The sequence below is a fragment of the Microbulbifer sp. ABF4_107 genome, assembly GCF_056312215.1.
Genome location: NZ_CM149983.1, coordinates 145,973 through 166,320, shown reverse-complemented (window position 1 = coordinate 166,320; position 20,348 = coordinate 145,973). Strand labels below are relative to the sequence as shown.

Genomic DNA, 20,348 nt, shown 5'->3' with positions numbered 1-20,348 from the left:
TCTGCGCAAAACGTGCTAATCCACTATTCACCGTTACACTGATTATATTTCAATCAAGTTAGCACAAGGACCGGCCACCGAAGAGCGGATTCCGGTGGACACATGGAAGGAAAGCATGCACAAGCAAACCCAAAGCCAGGACGTGGTATTGATCGGCGGCGGTCACGGCCATCTGGAGTTGCTGCGGCGATGGGCCACAAAGCCCGTGCCCGGTGTGCGGCTGACGCTGGTTTCACCTCAGGTACAGAGCGCCTATTCGCCCATGGTGCCGGGTATGATCGCCGGCCACTACAGCCAGAGTGATATTCATATTGACCTGCCGCGCCTGTGCCGTGCCGCCGGCGCGCGCTTTGTTCAGGCTTGCGCACACCACATTGATCCGCATAGCAATCGGGTGTCGCTGCTCGGGCGCCCGGATCTTGCCTTCGACGTCCTTTCCCTCGCGGTAGGCGCCTCCACCTGCCACCAGATCCCCGGTTCCGAGCTCGCCATTCCGGTAAAGCCCATCGGGCAGTTTTTCCGTTACTGGGAACAGCTCAAGCAACTGGTATACCAGGAGCACCGCCCATTGAAGCTGGGCGTGATCGGCGGAGGCGCCGGTGGCTTTGAACTGGCGACGGCCATGGCCTGGGCACTGGAAGAGCCGGTGTACAGCGGCCGGGTGGAAGTCCATCTGGTTCAAGCAAGCAGCAAGACTCCGGCGGAGTACCCGTTGCTCGCGCGCAGCCTCGCGGCGAGAGAAATGAGCAGGCTCAAGGTAAAGTACCACCCTCGCTGGCGCGTTTCGGAAATCACGCCGCAGGGAATCCATAGCGACGAGGGCCAATTCATTGCGATCGACAAAGCACTGCTTTGCACCGAGCCCTCGGCGCCACCGTGGCTGGCACAGTCTGGCCTTGCAGTAAATGAAGGGGGCTTTGTTGAGGTCGACGATTACCTGCGCTCCCGCAGTCATCCCCACATTTTTGCGGTTGGCGATGTCGCCTGTATCAGCGCCGCAACCGCAAAGTCTGCCGCGGAAGCCCGCAATCAGGGGGCCGCGCTATACCGCAATTTACGCGCAACATTTTTGGCTCAATCGCTGAAGCCCTACCAGCGCACGCGCCTGCAACTTCGCCACCTTTCCTGCGGTGCACAGCAGGCCATTGCTTCCCAGGGAGGTATCGCGGCAGCGGGTGAAATCTTCTGGCACTGGAAAGATCGGCAGGACCGGCGGATCCTTCGCAGAATCAGTAATTTGCCGGTGCCGGGGCCGACCGCCGACAACTCGGCGTTTGCAGCCGAAACCGGCGCAGAGTCTTTCGCCGGGAGTGCGGTGCTGGGTAGCGATCTGTTCAACCAGGCTCTCTCGCAACTGTCACAGCCGGAACCGACTCGCTTCGACAACGGCGAACCCGAAACAGCACTGCGCGCCTCGACCAGCCTGCTCAACCTGCCCCGGGATAAAATGCTGGTGCAAAGTTCTGAGCAGATGCAGGCACTGGTGCAGGATCCCTGGCTGTTTGGAAGAATTCTCGCACAGCACACGCTGACGCAGATGTTCGCGGCGCGGGCACAACCGGTGTCTGCTCAGGCGCTGGTGACCCTGCCCTCCCGGGTCCCGGGCAGCTCAACGGCATTTGCCAACCGCGACCTGCAGCAAATCCTGGACGGCACCGCACGGGAGTTAAACCAGTACCACTGTACTCTCAGTGGCGGGCAGTTGACCGAGGGACAGTCATCACAAATGGCACTAACCGTTAACGGCGCGGTCGATGCCGGCGACCTGCAACAGAAAGTCGGCGCACGTGCCGGCGACTGCCTTATCGTGACGAAACCACTGGGTAGTGGCACCCTGTTCGCGGCAGAAGCGCGGGGCAAAGCGCGGGCGCGCTGGCTGCAGCAGGCACTGGACAGCATGTTGCAGAGCAATGCTACCGCTGCTGAAATACTGGTACGCAATGGCACCAGTGTCGTGCGCGGTATAGATCGCCACGGGCTGCTGGGGCAACTGCTGGAAATGCTGCCCCAGTTAACGTCGCAAGATCATGTAGCCATGGGAGCCAGCCTGTTTGCCGATGCGTTGCCGCTTTTACCCGGTGCCGCCTTCTGTGCAGAACAGGAGATGCTCAGCGAGCCATCGTCGTCGCTACTGCAGCACAATGCGCGCAGCTTTGCCGCACTGCAGAACCCGGCGGCCTGGCAATCACTGCCGCATTTACCGATGCTCGTCGACCCGCAAATCTGTGGCGGCCTGCTCGGCGCCGTCCCGGCGACCCATGCCGAGCAATGCCTTGCGGCGCTGCACGCCGCCGGGTTCCGTCAGGCCGCGATCATCGGCGTAGTGGATACACTTCCCGGTGGCGAGCCGTCGCACCCACAGACACACCCACAAACGGTAGCGCAACCCGTGTTCCTCGCCAAAAGCGGCGACTGGAAACAGATGGCCAGGTACAGCACCGCCGTGGCCACCTGAACAATTGACGGCAGCATGCCATACCAGTGGTCGCCGGTGTTTCACCGGTGACCATTTCTTGTGTAACCATTAATCGATTGCCAAACGCCTGTGCACCGGCAATACTGGCTGCATAAAATCCCGGGCTGGCCCCGGACAAGAACAAATTGGGTCCCACAGAGTACTGCGATGAGCCGGATTACTTTTAAGCTCTACAGGAAACTCTGTTATGAAAAAAATTGTCATCATTGGCGGCGGCGCCGGTGGCCTGCAGTTGGCTACCAGCCTCGGGCGCCACTTCTCATTCGGTCGCTTCCACCGTCAGAATAAATCCCCCGCAGCCCAGGTCACCCTGGTCGATAAAAACCGCACGCATATATGGAAACCCCTGTTGCACCAGGTAGCCACCGGTGCCCTGGACTCCAGCCTCGACGCCCTCAATTACCAGGTACACGCCCGCGCCAACGGATTTCAGTTTGAGCTGGGCAGCCTGCAGGGGCTGGACCGGGAAAATAAAACCGTCGAACTGGCAGAGGTCTGCAGTGAAGACGGCACGCCCCTGATCCCGGCACGCAAACTGGAATACGACTACCTGGTATTTGCGCTCGGCAGCCAGAGCAATGATTTCAACACACCCGGCGTACGCCAGTACTGCCAGTTCCTGGACAGCGCCGAGCAGGCACAGAAGTTTCACACTCGACTGCTGGATCAGTTCCTCCAATTGGAAAGTCAGGTCGCGGAATCTGTGCATATCGCCATTGTCGGTGGCGGCGCGACGGGAGTGGAGCTGGCGGCGGAACTGGTCGACGCCGTGCACGAGATGGGCCACTACGGGCGCATCAAAAATGGCGACCTAAAGGTCACCCTGATCGAGGCCGGCCCACACCTGCTGCCGGCACTACCCCCGCGCTTGGGCAACAGTTCGCAAAAAGAGCTGACGAAAATCGGAGTGCGAGTGCTTACCGGCACCCAGGTGGCAGAGGCCACAAAAACCGGCTTTGTCACCAGGGACGGCGAGGAAATTTCTGCGGCGATCCGCGTGTGGGCGGCAGGCGTCAAGGCGCCGGATTTTCTGCAGACTCTGGACGGGCTGTCATTCAATCGTCAGAACCAGATTGAAGTCGAGGCCACGCTGCGCAGTAAAGACGACCCGTCGATTTTCGCTATCGGGGACTGCGCCGGCTGTGAGGATAGCAATGGATTAAAGGTGCCCCCGCGCGCGCAGTCTGCCCAGCAGATGGCAAAAACCGCCAGTGACAACCTGATTCGCCTGGTAAACAGCTCGCAAGCGAAAGGTGCCGAAGCAGAACTGTTACCGTTCACCTACAAGGACCGGGGTTCGCTGGTGTCCCTGTCCAAGTTCGATGCGGTGGGTAATCTGATGGGCGGCCTGGTCAAGGGCAGCCTCACCATCGAGGGACGGCTCGCCGGCCTCGCGTACCGCTCCCTCTATCGCATGCACCTGGCCGCGCTGCACGGCTGGCCCAAGGCGATGCTGCTGTACGTGATCGGGCAGGCAAACCGGTTTGTGAAACCGCGCCTGAAAATGCATTGATGGGAAGCCATCCCGTACAATTGCCTTTTTAGCGCCAAAGATTTACGTATTACCAGTAACGCGTATGAAACAAACAGGAAACTAACTGCCGTGAACGCGTTCCAGAAATCACTGATTACCGCCGGCCTGTTCGCAGCTGCTGGCGGTACCTGGGCAGAGGAGAGAACCAAAGACTCAGGCCACACAGCGCAATCACCACAACAGCAACTGGAGCAGCTGACGGTAACCGCCTCGCGGACATGGCGACCACAAAGCGAGCAAGCCGAATCCCTGGCGGTGGTAGAACAGGACACCCTGCGCTCGATCAGCGCCGTTCATCCGAGTCAGGTACTGACCGCTGTGCCCGGTGCCTTTATCAACCGCGGCAATGGGCAGGAGAGCCTGATCGCGTTGCGCTCTCCGGTCCTTACCGGCGCTGGAAGTTGTGGTGCCTTTGCCATTGCCCAGGATGGAATTTCTGTGCGCGGCACCGGCTTCTGCAACGTCAACCAGCTGTTCGATACCAATTTCGAACAGGCCGAACGCGTAGAAGTGTTACGCGGGCCCGGCACGGTACTGTACGGTTCCGATGCGCAGCATGGAGTGATCAACGTGCTGAGTGGGGCACCGGTGGATGGACGGGAATCCAGCGCGGTCATTGAGGCGGGTGCGAACAACTACCAGCGCGTCAAGCTGGATCACAGTAGCGGCGATTCAGAAAGCGGAATGCGCATAGGCTTCAGTGGCGCACGAGATGGTGGCTACAAAGACGACTCCGGGTTTGATCAGCAAAAGATGCAGTTGCGCCACGATAGCCGCTGGCAGGATTGGTCGGTGCGTACACTGGTTAACCTGAATAATCTGAATCAGGAGACTGCCGGCTACGTCTCCGGCAAAAACGCCTACGAAGACGCGTCCCGCAGGAGGGAAAACCCGAACCCTGAAGCCTTCCGCGACAGTCAGTCCGCCCAGGTGCAGGTACAACTGGCAGGCACTCTGAAAAATGGCAGTGAACTGCAGATCACACCCTATGCCCGCTACACGGAGATGGAATTCCTGATGCATTTTTTGCCCGGCACGCCGCTGGAAGAAAATGGGCAACATGGTTTTGGCGTGCAGACCACACTGCACCACGGTGATAAAAATGGATTGCATTGGACCAGTGGTGTGGACCTTGAATATACCGGGGGCTGGCTGCGTCAGCATCAGGAGGGGGGCTTTTCGTCGTTCCCGGCGGGCAAGCACTACGACTACACGGTATCGGCTCTGGTCGCTGCCGCATTCACCCAGGCCGAACAGCCTCTGGGCGAGGCAACCAGGGGAATACTCGGCGCCCGCGGCGAATACCTGCGGTACGACTACGACAATCGGATGATCAGTGGCAACACGACCGAAAGCGGTGCCCTTTGTATCAACGGGTTTACCGGAGCTGTCGGCTGTCGCTACTCCCGCCCGGACGACCGCCAGGATGACTTCACCAACGTCTCGCTGACTGCCAGCCTGGTTCACCAATTCAGTAACACAACCAGCGGCACACTGCGTATTGCCCACGGTTTCCGCGCGCCCCAGGCCACCGAGCTGTACCGACTGCAAAACGGACAGGTTTTCGCAGATCTGGATTCAGAATCCATCGACAGCCTGGAAATCGCTCTGAAGCAGACCACTGACAGTTTCCGCTATACCCTGACCGCCTTCTATATGGAAAAGTCCGATGTGGTATTCCAGTCGTCTGACCGGCTGAATTTGAGCGATGGGGAGAGCCGGCATTTCGGGCTCGAGTACGAGTGGCTGTGGCGGCTGGCGGATAACTGGCAAGTAGGCGCTGCAGGAACCTTCGCCCGTCATCGGTACACCAATGACGTCAGCGAGCCGGGGGCCGGAGTGATTGAAACCGATGGCAACGATATCGACACCGCCCCACGCGCGCTGCACAGTGTGAACCTTTCCTGGCAACCTGCGCAGTCCTCACAGCTAGGTTTGCACTGGCAGTACACCGGTGGCTATTACACCGATATCGAAAACGCGCACCGCTACGGGGGACACCAGCTGCTGCACCTGCGCGCACGGCAGACTCTCGGTGCGCATACCTCTGTCGGGCTGCGCATCGAGAATCTGATGAATGTGGATTATGCCGAGCGCGCGGATTACAGCAGCCTCGGTGGAGGCGACCGCTACTTTATTGGCGAGCCGCGCAGTGTGTATGCGGATTTACAGCTGCGGTTCTAAGCCGGTCCAGGCCGCTTCTCAGGGCCGGATTACCACCGGCGCACCCTGATTGATACCCGGCGCTTTCCAGAAAACCTCCCACTCCAGTTTCCACTGCAATGGCCAGCTGATGGCACAGCGGGGCCCCCCTTCGGCGAAGCGGTAATCCACACAGGGGAAATTGATATCGGTGGTCCCCTGCTCGACAAACGCGGGCTGCCGGTAGCGGAAGTGGTGAACCAGGTAGCGCAGTCCGTCGTCAATTTCCCGATAGCGCCAGCCGAGGCGAATTGGTGTATTGGTCGTTCCTGTAACGCCCCCACCTTCCCGGTACCAGTCCACCAGCTCGCCCCGCCGGCCATACAGGCGTACCGTGGTCAGTAACCCCTGGCGTTCATCGCCACCGTTAAATGTCTCGATGGTGGTTTCGCGCAGCTGACCGCGATCGTTGTACAGGTGATCGGTGACCTCGCGGGCTTCCGCAACGCCGTCATCGTCATTATCCAGAATCATTTCCACACGGAATAGCAGGTCGTCGGCGTTATAGCGGTACTCGAAAGTTCGACGACTATTTGGATTGCCATCCGCGTCCACATCAAAGATCCACTCTTCGCGGTAAGGGCGACCATCGGATCGGTAGGCAAATTCATAGGTGTTAATACGGTCCACCTGGCCATCGCCATTATCGTCCAGTCGGACAACCTCACGCAGTAGCTGGTCGCCACTGCCATAGCGATAGGTAATTTCCCGACGCCGGTCAACAATCCCATCGGCGCGCAGCGATACCCCGTCGTCTTCGGTTTCCACCACTTCCAGCGGGTAACCATCGTTGTTATACAGGTATTCGTAACGCAGGCGCCGCTCCACCACACCGTTGGCGTTCAGGTCCGTTTCCGCCTCGCGCCAGCGCAGCAGGCCGTCATCGTTGTACAGGCTTTCCACCGCATAAATGGCATCGATCACACCATTAAAATTCGCATCCTGCTCGAACAGGAACAGAACAAGATTGCTGCCACTGTCATATTCGAAGGTGTACCGTCGGCTCTCCTCTTCGACCAGGCGACCGTCCTGCTCCAGCACCTCGACCAGGAAGTTTTCGTCGTTATAAAAACGCTCCGATGTATAGAAAAAATTAACGCTGCCATCCTCGTTGGTATCGGTTTCCCGGCGCACAAAAACCGTCCGCCCGAGATCGTCGTAGAGGTAGTCCAGGCGCTCCTGCCAGCGATCAGTTTCGTCCGGCAGCAACGTATAGCGGATTTCGCGCGGCAACCCCATGTCTGTGTACAGCCAGCGCAGCCGCTGCTCAATCGTGCCGTTATCCTGCACATCCCGATTCTCTTCCACCGGAACAAGTGTGGGCACCAGAATGCCGAGAAGGTCATAGAGATAGAGCAGCGGTGCGTCCAGCGGCAACTGGTAGTAAATATCGAAGTTGCTCTTTATTGCCGGGAGCGAATCCAGACCGCGGCGATAGGGAAATGCGTACAGGTCATAGGCGAGATCCAGGCGGTAGTCCTGCAAGTCCGTGTCCCAGTCACTCAGGTCGATGCCGTTGCTTGGGTCGAGATCCCGGTCGAGGAGCATAAACAGGCGCATCATGTTGGTGGCGACATCCAGCGCAGCTACCCGCTGGTGATCTCCGAGGGTTGCGCGCAGGTCGGCCTCGTCGGTCAACGGCTCGCCGCCCGCCAGGTGGAACGGATTCAGTTCCGGCGCACCCAGCGCAGTGCCAAGTTCAATACCACCCAGCGAAAAGCGGATCTCTTCGCCATCGAGATAGCGGTAGTTGCCGTCAGCATCGGTGAGCCCGGAGAAGCTGGGGGTTTGATAGTAGAGCCCCTGAATATGCCCACCCAGAAATACACCGGTCATCTCTGCACCGGTGCCGCCTGAACTGCTGGCGCTGCGGGTACCGCCGGAACTACTGCTTGAGGAGCTTGCGTTGGGCGCGATACTGCCGGAATCACTGCTGAAGTCGCAGCCCGCCAGGCTCAGACACAGGACCAGATAGACCCCGGTGAGTAGCGGGAAGCGCAGGGAATCGACACCCGGTAACGCGAGCCTTTTGGGCACAGGGTACTCCTCATTCAACAACTAGTCGGGCAAACAATACGTGCACCTCAAAAAAGTATTGTTGATATCCACGGGCGGTGAAGGCAGGTATGCGCGGGAATCCGCCAATTGACGCCCAATTGCCCGATAATTGAAGGTTTCGCACCCGCCGGAAAGATGGCTCCGCCAATCCCTGGAGAAACCAGTCTGACGGAGAAACAAAAAACCCCCGGCAGCTGGGACCACCGGGGGTTTTATCAATCGCCTGGCTGCAGGGAAATCAGATCTTCCAGGACTGCACCTTTTCCAGGCCGTGTTCCTCGACCCACTGATTCAGCTGCTTGGGATTGCGCTTTTTCTTCTCAATGGTGGCATTGGTGTAGGGGTTGCGGTAATGCCCGGTTTCCAGCTTCGGTTCTGCTGGCTTGCTGCTGGCCGCCTTGCGGGTTGCACGGCGCGGAGTCTCGCCTTCACGCTTGAGGTGGCGGGCGACACGGGCCTTCAGGGAGCGCACGAAGTCCGGCGCATCGTCATTGTTCAATTGGCCCACCAGCCAATCCACAATCATCTCGCCGCGGGCGGGGAAGAATTCATCTTCTTCCATTTCGTACTCAGCAGCCAGGTTGACCAGCGCCTTGTCAAAGGCAATAACGCCCTGCTTCTTGCGCTCGGCCTTCGCCATCTGCTCCTGCAGCTCTTCAATTTTGGCCTGGTGTTCGGCAATTTGTTGTTCGATTTGATCGTAATCTTGGAACATATATACGTGAGCCTCGATATATATTGCGGTTTAGTGGTTTGATAGAGTGTCAATTTGCCTAAATACACGGCCGCAAGCCGAGTAATATAAGCCAAATGAGAAATTAACCGGGAGCTGGTATATCTCCTGGCTTGGTACTTATCTTCAGCGGGTTTGCAAATGTATTTACATTTCTTCACCCAAATACGGCAACTGCTGTATATCTGCCGTGGCAATCAGGCGTATTCAGCGGGTAGCTGCGATATATCTATAACATCTGCCGGCCACGTAAAAACCACATATGGCCATTTCTACCGAACCCGGCCGAACACCCGGACTACGGGCACTCGGAGTCATCAAGCGGACTATTCGAAAAAGAAATCAGGCAAATAGTATTTATAAATCGTATGCGCAGACATCAACAATGTAATACCAGAATTTGGTATTTCAAGTACATATCTGGAGATTGATCTCTTGCCGGGCAAAAATGCCCATACGCCAAGGCTGCGCATAATACTGTGTTGTCTATAAATAGCCAACGCTTATTCGAAAGGCCGGCAAACGAAACTTCATATCCAAACGCCGCCAAACCACTGATCTATCCTTGTGCAGAGGGCGCCGATATCGGCGAGCGGTATCCAGAAAGGGAGTGAAAAAAGGCCTATGAACAAAATCCGCGACATTCACCATATGCCCACCTTAGCCGCGCTGATGACGCCATTCCCCTACCATATCGACATCGACGCCCCCATCGAAGCCGCCGAGGCCCTGATGCAAGAACACAGCGTCCACCATCTCCCCGTCACCAAGGACGGCGACCTGGAAACTGTCATTTCACGCAGCGACATCGAGCGCGCCCGCTCACCCGGCCACCGCCTGGAAGAACAGCAACTCTACGTCCGCGACCTCTGCGCCCGCCGCCCCTATATCACCGACATCCACGACCCACTCGACAAGATCCTGCTGGCCATGGCGGAAACCGGTATTGGCTCGGTACTGGTTATGAAGGAAGGCGAGCTGGCGGGGATTGTTACGGTGACGGATGCGCTGCGGTTTTGCGGGGAGTATCTGGCGGCTCTGGTACAGTCACCGGATGATGATGTGGCGTGATAAAGGTTAGAGGGAAGTTACCGGTAGCGGTAACGCCACAATAGGTAAGCCGAAGTTCACAAGGGCCAGACCCACAACAACATAGGTACCGAGACGGCGACCACCAGAATTTCCATGGGCAAGCCCATGGGCCAGTAGTCGCCGAACTTGAAACCGCCCGGGCCCAGAATCAAGGTATTGTTCTGGTGGCCAACCGGCGTCAGAAACGCACAGGACGCACCAATCGCCACCGCCATCAGGAAACTGTCCGGATTCACATCCAGCTGCGCCGCCGCACTCAACGCGATCGCGCACATCACCGCCGCCGTCGCCGCATTGTTCATAAAGTCCGACAGCGTCATCGTCACCACCAGAATCAGCACCAGTGCGTATACAGGATTCCCCTGCGCCAGATTGTCCAGCATCAACTTCGCCACCACATCCGCCGCCCCCGTGGAATCCATCACCGCGGCCACCGAGATCAATGCCCCCAGCAACACAATCACCGAGCCATCCACCGCTTCATACATATTGCGCAGCGGCACCACTTTCAACGCCATAAACGCCAGCACACAGGTAGCAAACGAAATTGCTGCGGGCAGCAAGCCAAACGCCGCTCCCGCCACCGCCAACCCCATCCCGATCAGCGCCACATAGGCCTTCTCTTTATTGGGAATCGTAATATCCCGCTGTGCAAGCGGCACACAGCGTTGCTCTTTGGCAAAGTTGGATAGGTTCTCCTCGGTGCCCATCATCAGCAGGGCATCCCCCCCTTTAAGCGCCGTTGAGCTCAGACGCTTTACCGAACGGCGCCCCTGGCGAGACAGCGCCAGCAAATTGATCTCGTACCGGCCCGCCAGCCGCAGGTTTTCCGCAGTGCGACCGATCAGATAAGAGTCCGGCAGCACCACCAGTTCGCGCAGGGTAAGATCAGCCTTTTCCCGGCCCCGTTTTTCATCCCCCTCTTTTTTGGCGCCCTTCTCCTTGCCACTCGTGTCCGACCCATTGCCAGCGCCGGAATCCGCGGCAAGCTCCGGCGGGATCTCTAGGTCATCAATCTCGACTATTTCACGAGCCCCAGACGCCATATTTTGTTCGGCCAGCGGAGGGCGATCACCCCGGTCTTCCACAGGCTCCTCCGCTTCCGGTACCGGCGCCGCGCTATCCACCGCGGTATCGTCTTCATTTTGTGGATCCGCCGCCAGCGTCAACCCGAGACTCGACAAAACCGATGACAGCGATTCCGGCTCCGCTTCGATCACCAGAATATCCCCGGCCCGCACGCGCAGTCCCGGCATTGCGGTGGATACTCGGGCATTGTTGTACACCAACCCGATAACCTGGGCGTCCTCGTCGCCAATCATTTTGACCAGCTCCGCCAGCGACTTGCCAATGGAGGGACTCTTCTCCCCCACCAGGGCTTCCGTGAGGTAAGTACCCGTATCGAAGGTGCCCGCTCCCGCCTGATTGCGTGCCGGCACCAGTCGCCAGCCAATCAGCGATACGAATACAACGCCCACCAGCGCCACCACCACGCCCACCGGGGTGAAGTCGAACATGCCGTAACTGCCGGCGCCACTGCTGGCGCGAAAACTTGAGACAATCAGGTTGGGGGGCGTGCCAATCAGGGTAGTCATCCCTCCCAGAATGGTGCCGAAAGAAAGGGGCATCAGCACCTTGCCAGGGGGCAGTTCGTAGCGGTCGGCAAGATCGGTGGCGACGGGCATTAGCAGCGCCATGGCGCCGACATTGTTCATAAATCCGGACATGGCCGCTCCCAGGGCAGAGAGTGCGGCGATGGCGAGGGTGATCCCCCCTCTTTTGGGGACAACTTTCTGGGCCAGCGCATCCATGGCCCCGGTATTTTGCAGTCCGCGGCTCAGAATCAGCACGCAGGCCACAGTGACCACGGCAGGGTGACCGAACCCGGTAAACGCTTCTTCCGGCTCGATCAGCCCGGTGAACACACAGGCCAGCAGGGACGCCAGGGCCACCATATCATGGCGCCAGGGGCCCCAGATAAACAGAACGATCGTAACGGCCAGGATGGCGAGAATTGTTATCTGGTCGAGAGCCATAGTGGGAAAAAATTCCAGCGGTAATTCGGCCCGAGGAAAATCATTGGGCTATGCACAAACATAGTGGATTTGCGGTGAGGTGGCGGCGTCAGGGCATTCGATTCCGACTGAATGCGACGATGTGCAACGCGAATTTATTGATTGGAGAGCTGCAACCGCTTGAGCCCAAACCGCTTGGACAACATCCGGTCCCGCAGCCAGCGCGGCAGCCAGCGGGCGATCCACGGCAGCAGCCGGCTTTTGTTGCCGATTCTGAGTAGGCTGGCGGGACGCTTACGCAACAGCTCGGCGGCAAGGGACTTGGCCAGGTCGCGGGCGAGGGTGGCATTTTGCTGGGACTCCACGGCGCGGGCGCGCACGTGATCTTCGCTGCGCTTGTACCAAGAGTCCGGAGCCAACAGCCCACGCAGGGAGGTTTCCGCATGACGTCCAAACTCGGAGGCGATGGCCCCCGGCTGCACGGTGACGACACGGATGCCAAACGGCTTCAGCTCAAGGCGCAGCACATCGGACAGGGTGTGAAGTGCGGACTTGGAAGCGCAGTAAGCCCCGGAAAACGGGGTGGGCAGAACGCCGGAGACGGAGCCAATATTGCAGATGACGCCATGGCGACGGGATTTGAGCAGTGGCGCACAGGCCCGGGCCAGGGCCATGGGGGCGAAGACGTTGGTGCGGAACTGGGCTTCGAGGGTGCGGGTATCCAGCTCCAGCAGCGGACCCATCTGGCCGTAACCGGCGTTGTTCACCAGAATATCGAGGCGGCCATACGCGGTTTTGATGGCGTGCACCACGCGATTGATATCGGCCTGGTTATTCACATCCAGGGACTCGGTGGCAATGCCGAGGTCTGCCAGTTCCTGCAGGCTTTCCGCACGGCGTGCGGTCGCGATGACGATGGTGCCGCGGGCGTGCAGGGCAAGCGCCAGTTCGCGGCCAATGCCACTGGAGCAGCCGGTGATCAGCGCCACCCGGTCCGGTACCACATAGCCACGGCCGATCTGGGCCAGGCTTTCAGCGGCGAAGCCCTGGTCGGAGGGGCGGAATCGGTTGGCGGGGGGCTTGCTCACGTTTACTGCTCCAATACTGCGCTCGGTCTCAGTCGGACGGTTCCTGCGTCGGTGTAGGCATCAGTTTAAAGTGCGGATTCTGGATGAGTCCAAATACATTGCCGAACGGATCGAGGAAACTGGCCATCAATATGCCCTCCCCCACATCGACAATCTCGCCGTGCTGGCGCGCACCGAGGCCGTTCATCCGGTCTACCTGGGCGGCAATATCCGCAACACCCCAGTAGGCGACGACGCCATCGGCACGGCTGATCACGTTGCGCGCGCTGGGATCCAGCCCCAACTCGAAGCCGCCGACGTTGAAGCCGACATAGCATTCGGCTTCAAAATAGGGTTCCACTTCCAGCAGGGTGGTATACCACGCTTTGGCTTCTTCCAGATTACTGACGCCGTAAATGACGCTCTGTACCCCTGAAAACTGACTCATCTCAGACCTCCTGTTGGAGATTTATTTCCGGCGCTTGGATGCAGCTCACTGCACTTGTCGCCAACTTATTCTTGTTTGTTTTTTAAACGGTTCTGTTTAACGTCTGCGTTACGCAGATTGCCCTCAGTCGAGCTCCTGCTCGAGTTGTTCAAGCAGGTCGAGGGGTTCGATTTCTTCCCCTTCCATTTCGTCGTTCCAGTTGATGCCGACCAGTAGTACGTCTTCGTGCATGCCTTCGAGCCAGTCGTCCATAAACTCTTCGAGGTCGACGGGGACGACCTGGTAGCCGGCCCAGTCGTCGACGGCATGCGCTTCGGCAAACTCCCGCTGGGACCAGAAGGGCATCACGTCAGTATCGGCACGACGCTCCGATTCACACAGGGCGAAGCCTTCTTCCCCTTCCAGCGCCCACACACAGCCCTGCTCTACTGCCTCGGGCAGAAAGCGGGCGCAGTTTTCCTCAAAGTCGTCTCCGAGAGGTTCCAATTCCATACCGGCTTGCCTTAAAAATGATGTTGGGAGTTTACGCCAGATTGGACGGGATAAGTAGAAACTTGCGCTGGGATGTATTGGTTCAGGCTTTGTGGTACCCAGTTATTCCTGCCGTGGCGGCAAAGCACCGGGTGCGGGTTTTCAGGACCGCTGTGAACCCATCCCTGGGCGCTGCGGCGCAAACATCCTGTTTGCGACGCTCCTGAAAACCCGCACCCGGCACTTTTCCTTCAGTTCGAACCGTATTACTTCGCAACAAACTACGAAGTAAAAAAGCCCGGGATAAGCCGGAGTGCTGGGGAATAGTTTTTGGAAGCGTCGCAAACAGGGACGTTTGCGACGCAGCGTACATGGACGTATTCACAGCGGTTCCAAAAACTATTCCCCAGTGCTCCGGCGCCACTAAACCAGAACCGAAGCACCGATACCACGAAACCTCGGGCCCACCACTACAGCTGTAAAGTGTGGCCGTTCTCCTTGAGCCACCGCCGCAACCGTTTGTAGTCCGGACAAAGACTCGCGACCAGCGCCCAGAATTCACGACTGTGATTGTGGTGCTGAAGATGGCAGACCTCGTGAATCACCAGGTAATCCACAACAGGCTCGGGGGCCAGGCATACCAGCCAGTTATATTGCAGCTCTCCACGAATGGTGCAGTGCCCCCACTTGCTGCGGGTGCGGCGGACTTTTACCGAAGAAAATTTAAGCCCCAGCAGACCGGCGAAATATTGGGATTTGTCAGTGAGGAGTTGCAGGGCTTCGCGCTGGTAGAGTTTCTGTAGCGCAACCTGAATCTGAGCCTCATCCGGTTCGCGCACACGGCTGTAAAGCTGGATATAACCGTCGCGAATGCCCGCATCCGCCGCGCAGGCGGCGCGGTCCAGCTCGAGGGTTTTGCCGAGCCACGGGAAGCGTGCACCAAACGCAAAATGATGCTCCGGGACCTGCGCCTTGCGCTGCTCGACGCCGCGCAACTGCTCGCGCACCCAGTGGATATTTTCACGCAGAAACTGATGGCCGTGTCGCTCGGCACAGCGCTGGGGAATCCGCACTTCCGCGCCCTTTTCCGTGACCACCAGCCCCAGCCGCTTGCGGCGCGGCGAGCGGGCAAGGCGGTAGGAAATTTCCTCAAAGGTAAACAAATCCCCGGTCACGGCAAATACAGAGTCACATCAGATTTAAGTTGAAGGTACCGGCACCACCGCCATGGTGATGCGGGAAATACAATTGAGCTTATCGCGGGGATCTTGGATACGGATTTCCCACACCTGGCTGCTGCGGCCAATGTGAACCGCGCTCGCTTTTGCCGTCACAGTGCCATCCGGTACCGGGCGCAGGTGGTTGGCATTGATCTCCTGACCCACACAGTAAAACTTGCTGGTGTCCACCACCATATTTGCGGCCATGGAGCCCAGAGTCTCCGCCAGCGCCACACTGGCGCCGCCGTGCAGGATACCGAATGGCTGGCGGGTGCGATCATCCACAGGCATGGTGCCGACAATATAATCGTCCCCGATCTCGGTAATCTTCATCCCCAGGTACGTGGGCATGCACTCGCCCATGCTCTGGTTTACTTCGTCGACCGTAGGGTTGCTGTGCCAGATCGCCATGAAATCACCTTTTACTATTCATCGTGACAAACGTTGCCGACGAATATCAATAAAACAGCAGAGGGTTAAAAGCACCAAAACCGCCAAAGCGCATCATCTCAGCTTCCAGGTAGCGCATTTCCCGCAGCAGGCCGCGCCGCTGGCTGCGCAATGCACGCAGCTCTTCCTTGCTTTCCGCATCGTCCATGGCGCGCTCTATCCGATACACCTCGCGCTCCGCATCTTCATAGCGGTTGGCCAGCGCGGCGTACTGCTGCTCGGCCTGGTAGACCGCCAGGCCACGCTCGTAATTGGCGAGGAACAGGTCGGCGGTGGGGCCGGTGCAGACGCCTTCATAGTCGCGTCCGCGGCGCCCGACCACAAAACCATTTTCCGGGGTGCAATACTGTTCAACCCCCTCTTCATGACCGCGCATCCAGGCGGCGGTATCGGTACGCACACCGTATTCGTGACACTTCTGCGCGATCTGGTAGACCGTGGCCTGGCTGCGGCCGCGTGCGCCATCTTCGATACCCCGCTCGTACCAGAGGCCGGCCTGGCATTCGTTTTCGGAAATTACTGCACAGCCACTGGTGAGTAACAGGGCTGAGGGGATTGAGACAAGGGTGAGTAATTTCCAGAATTTCATAACCGACCTGTGACCGAAAGCATTAGAGCCGATGCGAAAGCGCTGACGCCGGGTGCAAACTCGTGAGACCTTCTAAAACAGGGACGTTTTAGAAGAGCCCCCATGGATGGGTTATCGGGGGGGCGCCTAGCTCGTGTCTCACGAGTTTGCACTCGGTGGCAGCGCTGCCACCATAAGTATTCAGAGCTTCATTTAGCACTCCCGAGGGTGAATGCATACTGAATCAACCGAAACGTTTGTCGGCAACAAACGGGTTGGTCTGGCGTTCCTGGCCGAAGGTGGACATGGGGCCGTGGCCGGGGATGAATTTTACTGCGTCGCCGAGGGGCCAGAGTTTTTTGGTGATGGAGTCGAGAAGGTCCTGATGATTGCTCATGGGGAAGTCGGTGCGGCCGATGGAGCCGGCAAACAGGACGTCGCCCACCAGGGCCAGGTTGCTGTCCCGGTGAAAGAAGATGACGTGGCCGGGGGTGTGGCCGGGGCAGTGCACCACTTCGAGCACTTCGTCGGCGATGGTGACTGTGTCGCCATCGTTGAGCCAGCGGTCGGGGGTGAAGGTTTCCACCGGGGGGAAGCCGAACATCTGGGCCTGGGTGGCGATCTGTTCGATCCAGAACTGGTCTGCCTGCTGGGGGCCTTCGACGGGGATCTGGAGGTCCCGGGACAGGGGTTTGGTGCCGCCGACGTGGTCGAGGTGGCCGTGGGTGAGGAGGACCTTCTCCAGTTTCAGGCCGCGTTCTTTCACGGCGGCGAGGATGTTGTCGACATCGCCACCCGGGTCTACGACGGCCGCGCGCTTGCTCTGGTCGCACCACAGCAGGGTGCAGTTTTGCTGGAAGGGCGTGACGGGAACCGAGTGAAATTGCAGAGCCATGGGAGTACCTAGTTTGTCTTCGGTGCCGAGTATAACGCTGGTGGACTTATCCGGCTAAGGTGGTCCCGGGTACTTCGTAGCTCGTTAGGTGGCGATAATCCCTACAAATCCAGGTCAGGGGCGCCCCCGCTACCGGGCAACGGCTTGTGAGACACGAGCTAGGCGCCCCCCCGATAACCCATCCATGGGGGCTCTTCTGCGAGGTCCCTCTCGCAGAAGGTCTCACAAGCCGTTGCCCGGTATCGGGGCCTTCGCATCTACTGCATGACTTCGATCAGATTGCCGCCGCCGTCGCCCGTTGCATAGGACTCGGCCTGCGCGCAGAGGATTTCTTCAAAACCTCTCTCACATCCTCAATCAGACTCTTCTGCACCAGCTCACTCTGCCAGTAGCCATCGTGGGAGACCAGCTGCGGGCCCCAGCTGGCGGCGGTCCAGTCGGCCAGGGGGCGGGTCTCGTAGTCCCGGTACACGGCCTGGTTATAGGAGGGGCTCAGGGGCTTGAGGGGCCAGCCGAAGAGGTCGTCGGGGTGGTAGAAGTTCTTCCAGCGGAAGTTGTAACCGCGGGTGTCTGAGGTGACGGCCTGAATCTGGTCGCGGGCCATGGCGGCGGTCCAGAGGGGGTTGCTGGCGCCGAGGGTGTACCAGTGGGTGAGGGTTTTGCCGCGCAGGAAAAGGTCTTTGGCGGAGGCTTTGTGGACGCCTTTGGGGCCGCCATCGCGCCAGATGCCGTGGCTGATGGTGGGGCGCTGGGCGTCCCACAGGTAGTTGGAGAGGATGCTGCAGCCGATGGAGTGGCTGAGCAGGATGACCGGGGCGTTGTCACTGGTGGCTTTGGCGGCGCGTTCGAAGGTCTGGTAGATGGCCTGCTGGGTTTTGTCGTAGTTACCACCGCGCTGATGGATGTCACTGAGCTGGGCGGCGGCTTCGGAGAGGCCGTAGAGCATGAACTTGCGCGCCCGCAGGTAGTCCATGTCGCGCTTTTGCATGGCGTCGAATACGCGCTCGAGGTTGGGCTGCAGGTGCCCCTGACAGAGAATGGATTCGGTATGGATGCGGGACCAGTCGTCCCCCAGGGCGGATTTGAGGGCCTGGAACAGGGGCTCCGCAAAGTCTTCGTGCACGGCACCCATGCCCGGCGCCGCGAGGATTACCAGATCGGCCATTGTTCGCTCCCCGACGTGTTGAACTCGATGTTCTACTGAGTGTTATTTTTAGGCTTATCTTGGATGCGAATACCTCGCCGGGGTTTGCCCGCGCATCGGCTTTCTGTGGATTCTGTGGCGTTCGTCCTGTAACGAACTGTGACACAAGTACCACAACGATTAAGAAATCACAGGAAAAGTAACACTGGATGGTGACGATGGGAAGAATTGCGCCACAAAAGATGCTTTTTGCGCCACCAGCGGGTCAAAGTCGGAAAAAGGCACAAAAAAATTCAGTTTTTTTCGCGCCGCGAGGAACTCGAGCGCCACAGCCCCGTCAAAGTAACCAGTTCCCCTAGATCACTATTGATTGAACGCGTGGTGATCAAACTCTCTCATCGTATCTCTGCTTGAAGCCGGCCTTGCGCCGGCTTTTTCTTTTGCGGCGCGGCCGTGGCTACCTACACCGTCTCGGGCGCGGCGGCACGGCAATACTGGTTGATGAACTGCTGGTGGCCGGGCAGTCGATCTACCGCGGTGCGGATATTCCCTCGCAGGCTCTGCAGCGCCTGGCGCAATTGCGCCTCGGTCATCAGGCGGCCCATGGGGTGGTAGGCCTGCGGTCGCAGGTGCTGACCGAGCATCACCTGCACCCAGCTGTCGGGGCGGAACAGCTCATCCGCAGTGCGATGCACCTGCGCGCTCTCACAAAAGAGCGCAATACGCTCCGCCAGGGAGTCGGGTACCGGCATGTGCCTGCAGTAGCGCCAGAATTCAGTGTCTTCCCGCTCGGTGGCCTTGTAGTGCAACACGACAAAATCCCGCACCTTTTCCAGTTCGTCCCGGGACAGCGCGTTGAAGCGATTGCGCAGGCCGGGGGTGACCCCATCGAAGGGGAACAGCTGCATCAAACGGGTAATACCGATCATGATCAGGTGGATACTGGTACTCTCCAGTGGTTCCACAAAACCACTGGACAGGCCGAGGGCGATACAGTTCTTTTCCCAGGCGTTGCGGCGGCGCCCGGCGCGATAGCGAATCAGACGCGGGTCAAATAGAGGGGCGCCCTCGATCTCCGCCAGGAACTGCGCGCGTGCCGCATCGTCCGACTGATAATCACTGCAGAACACCATACCGTTGCCCATGCGCGACTGCAGGGGAATCTGCCAGCGCCAGCCGGCACTGCGCGCGATGGCCCGGGTATTGGGCCGCGCCTCGCCCACCAGTTCCGACTGCACCGCAAAAGCGCTGTCGGTGGGCAGCCAGTGGTTCCAGTCCTCGAAACCACATTGCAGAGTATCCCCCAGTAGCAAGGCGCGAAACCCGGTGCAATCAATAAACAGATCCCCCTGCACCACAGCACCACTCTCCAGCACAAGAGACTCTATATAACCGCTTTCACTGTTGGTGGTCACTTGCCGAATCTTGCCTTCCGTACGCTTTACCCCTCGCTCTCCGTCGCGCGCTTCACAGCGTCCGCGCAGATACCGGGCGTAGCGGGTAGCGTCGAGATGGTAGGCGTAATTGAGAACCGGCTTGTTTGAGGTCGCGAATTTCCGCGCGTTGAGCGCCTGGGTTTCCAGACAGTATTCTCCAATATCACCACCAAACCCAAGGCTTTGCGCGTGCAACCAGAATTGGTGGAATTCACCCATCCAGTTGGCTTTACCCAGCTGCCCGAATCCGTGCACGTAACGATCGCTCTCGCGCCCCCAGTTTTCAAACTCGATGCCCAGTTTGAAGGTGGCCTGGGTTTCGCGCATAAACTCTGCTTCATCGATTCCCAGCAGCGCGTGGAACGAGCAGATGGTCGGAATCGTCGACTCCCCTACGCCGACGGTGCCGATCGCATCGGACTCCACCAGTTCGATATCCACCAGTGCACCCAGCTGTCTGGAGAGCGCCGCGGCGGCCAGCCAGCCGGCGGTGCCACCTCCGGCGATGACGACTTTTTTAAAGCGGTTGTTTTGCATAG

General features: G+C 58.9%; 16 protein-coding genes. 4 read left to right on the top strand and 12 right to left on the bottom strand.

The window, feature by feature from the left end; all coding sequences use genetic code 11:
• Positions 1-115: 115 nt before the first annotated feature.
• From selD to ACYX4K_RS00555, 3 genes are all read left to right on the top strand, one after another.
• Complete coding sequence (gene selD, locus ACYX4K_RS00565) at positions 116-2,455, top strand: selenide, water dikinase SelD (RefSeq protein ID WP_475090731.1); 2,340 nt, start codon at positions 116-118, stop codon at positions 2,453-2,455.
• A 208-nt stretch (positions 2,456-2,663) separates the two neighbouring features.
• Positions 2,664-3,989 carry an NAD(P)/FAD-dependent oxidoreductase gene (locus tag ACYX4K_RS00560; RefSeq protein WP_475090733.1) on the top strand — a complete coding sequence of 442 codons (1,326 nt, stop codon included), beginning with the start codon at positions 2,664-2,666 and terminating at the stop codon, positions 3,987-3,989.
• A 90-nt stretch (positions 3,990-4,079) separates the two neighbouring features.
• Positions 4,080-6,194 (top strand): TonB-dependent receptor, encoded by a 2,115-nt coding sequence (locus ACYX4K_RS00555; protein ID WP_475090735.1) that lies wholly within the window; start codon positions 4,080-4,082, stop codon positions 6,192-6,194.
• Positions 6,195-6,212: 18 nt separating this feature from the next.
• Here ACYX4K_RS00555 and ACYX4K_RS00550 read toward each other — a convergent pair whose 3' ends face one another.
• Together ACYX4K_RS00550 and ACYX4K_RS00545 are read right to left on the bottom strand one after the other, a co-directional pair.
• A complete protein-coding gene (locus ACYX4K_RS00550; RefSeq protein ID WP_475090737.1) occupies positions 6,213-8,249 on the bottom strand; it encodes a hypothetical protein in 2,037 nt (678 codons plus the stop codon).
• 259 nt (positions 8,250-8,508) lie between these two features.
• Positions 8,509-8,985, bottom strand: a complete 477-nt coding sequence (locus ACYX4K_RS00545) for a hypothetical protein (protein ID WP_475090738.1) — start codon at positions 8,983-8,985, stop codon at positions 8,509-8,511.
• Between the two features lie 642 nt (positions 8,986-9,627).
• On the opposite strand from ACYX4K_RS00545, the gene ACYX4K_RS00540 reads away from it, so the two are divergent.
• Positions 9,628-10,074, top strand: a complete 447-nt coding sequence (locus tag ACYX4K_RS00540) for a CBS domain-containing protein (RefSeq protein WP_475090739.1) — start codon at positions 9,628-9,630, stop codon at positions 10,072-10,074.
• 56 nt (positions 10,075-10,130) lie between these two features.
• Here the strand turns inward: ACYX4K_RS00540 and ACYX4K_RS00535 are convergent, their stop codons facing one another.
• The 10 genes from ACYX4K_RS00535 to ACYX4K_RS00490 form a co-directional block, all read right to left on the bottom strand.
• Complete coding sequence (locus ACYX4K_RS00535) at positions 10,131-12,131, bottom strand: SLC13 family permease (RefSeq protein ID WP_475090741.1); 2,001 nt, start codon at positions 12,129-12,131, stop codon at positions 10,131-10,133.
• 134 nt (positions 12,132-12,265) lie between these two features.
• Positions 12,266-13,198 carry an SDR family oxidoreductase gene (locus ACYX4K_RS00530; RefSeq protein WP_475090742.1) on the bottom strand — a complete coding sequence of 311 codons (933 nt, stop codon included), beginning with the start codon at positions 13,196-13,198 and terminating at the stop codon, positions 12,266-12,268.
• A gap of 28 nt (positions 13,199-13,226) precedes the next feature.
• Positions 13,227-13,625, bottom strand: coding sequence for a VOC family protein (locus ACYX4K_RS00525; RefSeq protein ID WP_475090743.1), 399 nt, complete (start codon positions 13,623-13,625; stop codon positions 13,227-13,229).
• 123 nt (positions 13,626-13,748) lie between these two features.
• Complete coding sequence (locus ACYX4K_RS00520; RefSeq protein WP_475090745.1) at positions 13,749-14,117, bottom strand: DUF2750 domain-containing protein; 369 nt, start codon at positions 14,115-14,117, stop codon at positions 13,749-13,751.
• A 449-nt stretch (positions 14,118-14,566) separates the two neighbouring features.
• Entirely contained in the window at positions 14,567-15,271 is a 705-nt protein-coding gene (locus tag ACYX4K_RS00515) for a M48 family metallopeptidase (RefSeq protein WP_475090746.1), read from the bottom strand.
• 24 nt (positions 15,272-15,295) lie between these two features.
• Positions 15,296-15,727, bottom strand: coding sequence for a hotdog fold thioesterase (locus tag ACYX4K_RS00510; protein WP_475090748.1), 432 nt, complete (start codon positions 15,725-15,727; stop codon positions 15,296-15,298).
• Between the two features lie 46 nt (positions 15,728-15,773).
• Positions 15,774-16,355, bottom strand: coding sequence for a DUF2799 domain-containing protein (locus ACYX4K_RS00505; protein WP_475090749.1), 582 nt, complete (start codon positions 16,353-16,355; stop codon positions 15,774-15,776).
• A 223-nt stretch (positions 16,356-16,578) separates the two neighbouring features.
• A complete protein-coding gene (locus tag ACYX4K_RS00500) occupies positions 16,579-17,229 on the bottom strand; it encodes an MBL fold metallo-hydrolase (protein WP_475090750.1) in 651 nt (216 codons plus the stop codon).
• Between the two features lie 274 nt (positions 17,230-17,503).
• Positions 17,504-18,394, bottom strand: a complete 891-nt coding sequence (locus ACYX4K_RS00495) for a hypothetical protein (RefSeq protein ID WP_475090751.1) — start codon at positions 18,392-18,394, stop codon at positions 17,504-17,506.
• Positions 18,395-18,834: 440 nt separating this feature from the next.
• A complete protein-coding gene (locus ACYX4K_RS00490) occupies positions 18,835-20,346 on the bottom strand; it encodes a tryptophan halogenase family protein (protein ID WP_475090752.1) in 1,512 nt (503 codons plus the stop codon).
• Between the last annotated feature and the right edge of the window lie 2 nt (positions 20,347-20,348).

What these genes read in the sequence shown, in the direction of transcription:
- selD (WP_475090731.1), top strand. Translation starts at nt 116, where the DNA reads ATGCACAAGCAAACCCAAAGCCAGGACGTGGTATTGATCGGCGGCGGT.
- ACYX4K_RS00560 (WP_475090733.1), top strand. Translation starts at nt 2,664, where the DNA reads ATGAAAAAAATTGTCATCATTGGCGGCGGCGCCGGTGGCCTGCAGTTG.
- ACYX4K_RS00545 (WP_475090738.1), bottom strand. Translation starts at nt 8,985, where the DNA reads ATGTTCCAAGATTACGATCAAATCGAACAACAAATTGCCGAACACCAG.
- ACYX4K_RS00540 (WP_475090739.1), top strand. Translation starts at nt 9,628, where the DNA reads ATGAACAAAATCCGCGACATTCACCATATGCCCACCTTAGCCGCGCTG.
- ACYX4K_RS00535 (WP_475090741.1), bottom strand. Translation starts at nt 12,131, where the DNA reads ATGGCTCTCGACCAGATAACAATTCTCGCCATCCTGGCCGTTACGATC.
- ACYX4K_RS00525 (WP_475090743.1), bottom strand. Translation starts at nt 13,625, where the DNA reads ATGAGTCAGTTTTCAGGGGTACAGAGCGTCATTTACGGCGTCAGTAAT.
- ACYX4K_RS00520 (WP_475090745.1), bottom strand. Translation starts at nt 14,117, where the DNA reads ATGGAATTGGAACCTCTCGGAGACGACTTTGAGGAAAACTGCGCCCGC.
- ACYX4K_RS00510 (WP_475090748.1), bottom strand. Translation starts at nt 15,727, where the DNA reads ATGGCGATCTGGCACAGCAACCCTACGGTCGACGAAGTAAACCAGAGC.
- ACYX4K_RS00505 (WP_475090749.1), bottom strand. Translation starts at nt 16,355, where the DNA reads ATGAAATTCTGGAAATTACTCACCCTTGTCTCAATCCCCTCAGCCCTG.
- ACYX4K_RS00500 (WP_475090750.1), bottom strand. Translation starts at nt 17,229, where the DNA reads ATGGCTCTGCAATTTCACTCGGTTCCCGTCACGCCCTTCCAGCAAAAC.
- ACYX4K_RS00495 (WP_475090751.1), bottom strand. Translation starts at nt 18,394, where the DNA reads ATGGCCGATCTGGTAATCCTCGCGGCGCCGGGCATGGGTGCCGTGCAC.
- ACYX4K_RS00490 (WP_475090752.1), bottom strand. Translation starts at nt 20,346, where the DNA reads ATGCAAAACAACCGCTTTAAAAAAGTCGTCATCGCCGGAGGTGGCACC.